Here is a 2,251-nt window from a genome sequence, read left to right on the forward strand (position 1 = left end):
GGGTGGGAGCCGTTGCCGGTGCAGTATGCGGACTACACCTTGTGGCAGCGGGAGTTGCTGGGTGACGAGAGTGATCCGGAGAGTGTGGTCAGTCGCCAGCTGGCGTACTGGCGCGAGGCGCTGGAGGGGCTGCCGGAGGAACTGGCCCTGCCCTACGACCGGCCCCGACCCACAGCCCCCACCTACCACGGCGCCCGGATCTCCTTCGACGTCCCTTCCGAGGTCCACTCGGGGCTCGTCGAGATCGCCCGCCAGTCGCAGGCGACGCTGTTCATGGTGGTGCAGGCCGCAGTCGCGGCTCTTCTGTCGCGTCTCGGGGCGGGCAGCGACATCCCGCTCGGCACCTCCATCGCAGGCCGCACCGACAAGGCACTCAACGACCTCGTCGGCTGTTTCATTAACACCCTCGTCCTGCGCACCGACGTCTCCGGCCGCCCCACCTTCCGCGAACTCGTCCACCGCGTACGGGACGCCGACCTGTCTGCCTACACCCACCAGGACGTTCCCTTCGAGCGCATCGTCGAGGAGATCAACCCGACCCGGGTGCGCTCGCGCCACCCCCTCTTCCAGGTCGGTGTGGAGCTGTTCAGCGGCAAACTCACCCTCGACCTCCACGGACTCACCACCGAGGTCGAGCAGCGCAACATGGAGGTCGCCAAGTTCGACCTGTCAGTTGTCCTCAAGGAGCGGATCGCCCTGGAGGGAACCCAGCAGGGGATCTCCGGCACGCTGGAATACGCGACCGACCTCTTCGACGAGACCACGGCCGCAGCCTTCGCGGACCGTCTCGTCCGCCTCCTCGGCGACCTTGTCGCCGACCCCGATCGCGACGTGACGGCCATCGACATCCTCACGCCCGGTGAGCGGGAACTCCTCGCCGGGTGGACCGGCGCCACGCGCGAACTGCCTCACACGCCGGTTACCACCGTCTTCGAACAGCGCGCCCGGCAGACCCCGGACGTGATCGCCCTGGTCAGTGGTGAAACGAAGCTCACCTACGCCCGGTTGAACACCTGGGTCAACCGCCTCGCGCACCACCTCATCGGCCTCGGGGTCGGCCCCGACGACCTGGTGGCGGTCGCCATGCCCCGTACCGCCGAAGCCGTGGTCGCCTGGCTGGCCGTCTGCAAGTCGGGCGGCGTCTACACCCCGATCGACCCGCAGCTTCCGCCCGAGCGCATCCGGACCGTCCTGAAGGACGCGAAACCCGCCGTCCTGGTCACCACCGACGCCCTCGTCGCGCGCATCGGCCACACCTCCGCGCTGCCGGCGCTGGTCACCGAGCACACGCTCGAGGACGCCCCGGACCACGACCCGACCGACGCGGACCGCCATTCACCGCTGCGCCCGGGCCACGCCGCGTACATCATCTACACCTCCGGTTCGACCGGCACGCCCAAGGGCGTGACCGTGCTGCACCGGGCCCTCGCGAACCTGCTGGACTTCCACAGCGGAATCACGTTCCCGACGCCCCGGAGCCCCGAGGAGCGGCGACGCGTGGTCCTGTCGGCCTCGCTCGCCTTCGACACCTCGTGGGAGGGCGTCCTCGCCATGATCGCCGGGCACGAGCTGCACCTCCTCGACGAGGAGACCCGCCGCGATCCGGCCCACATGGTGCGCTACATCGCCGAGCACGGCATCGACCAGCTCGACGTCACCCCGAGCGTCGCCCAGCAGCTGCTGGCGGAGGGCCTGCTCGCCCCCGGCACCGCACCGCGCACGCTGATGCTCGGCGGCGAAGCGGTCCCCGAGGCGCTGTGGAGAGAACTGCGCACCGCCGACAGCACCCGCGTCTTCAACTACTATGGGCCCAGCGAGTTCTGCATCGAGGCATCGGGTTGCGCACTGAGCGAGAGCCCCCGGGCGACCATCGGTCGGCCCGTGCACAACGCCCGTGTCCATGTGCTCGACGAGCACCTCAACCCCGTCCCGCCGGGTGTCCTCGGGGAGATCTACTTGGCGGGCGCCAACCTCGGTCGCGGCTACCTCGGCCGCGCGGCCCTCACCGCCGAACGCTTCGTCGCCGACCCGTTCGGCGCCCCCGGCACCCGTATGTACCGCAGTGGGGACCTGGGCCGCTGGACCGCGGACGGCTACCTGCTGTACGCCGGCCGCTCCGACGACCAGGTGAAGCTGCGTGGCCTGCGCATCGAGCCCGGCGAGATCGAGCACGCGCTGCAGGCGACCGGCCTGGTCCGTGGCGTCGCTGTGGTGGTGCGTGAGGACGTGGTGGGGGACAAGCGGTTGGTGG

The 2,251-nt window shown here is 70.1% G+C and carries 1 protein-coding gene; it reads left to right on the forward strand.

The window, feature by feature from the left end:
- Window positions 1-18: 18 nt before the first annotated feature.
- Window positions 19-2,251, forward strand: a 2,233-nt coding sequence (locus tag ABT115_RS30760; RefSeq protein ID WP_351796768.1) for a non-ribosomal peptide synthetase, incomplete at its 3' end; no start/stop codon positions are given.

Origin of the sequence: Streptomyces sp. NPDC001832 (genome assembly GCF_040297265.1) — a bacterium.
Taxonomy (GTDB): Bacteria; Actinomycetota; Actinomycetes; order Streptomycetales; family Streptomycetaceae; genus Streptomyces.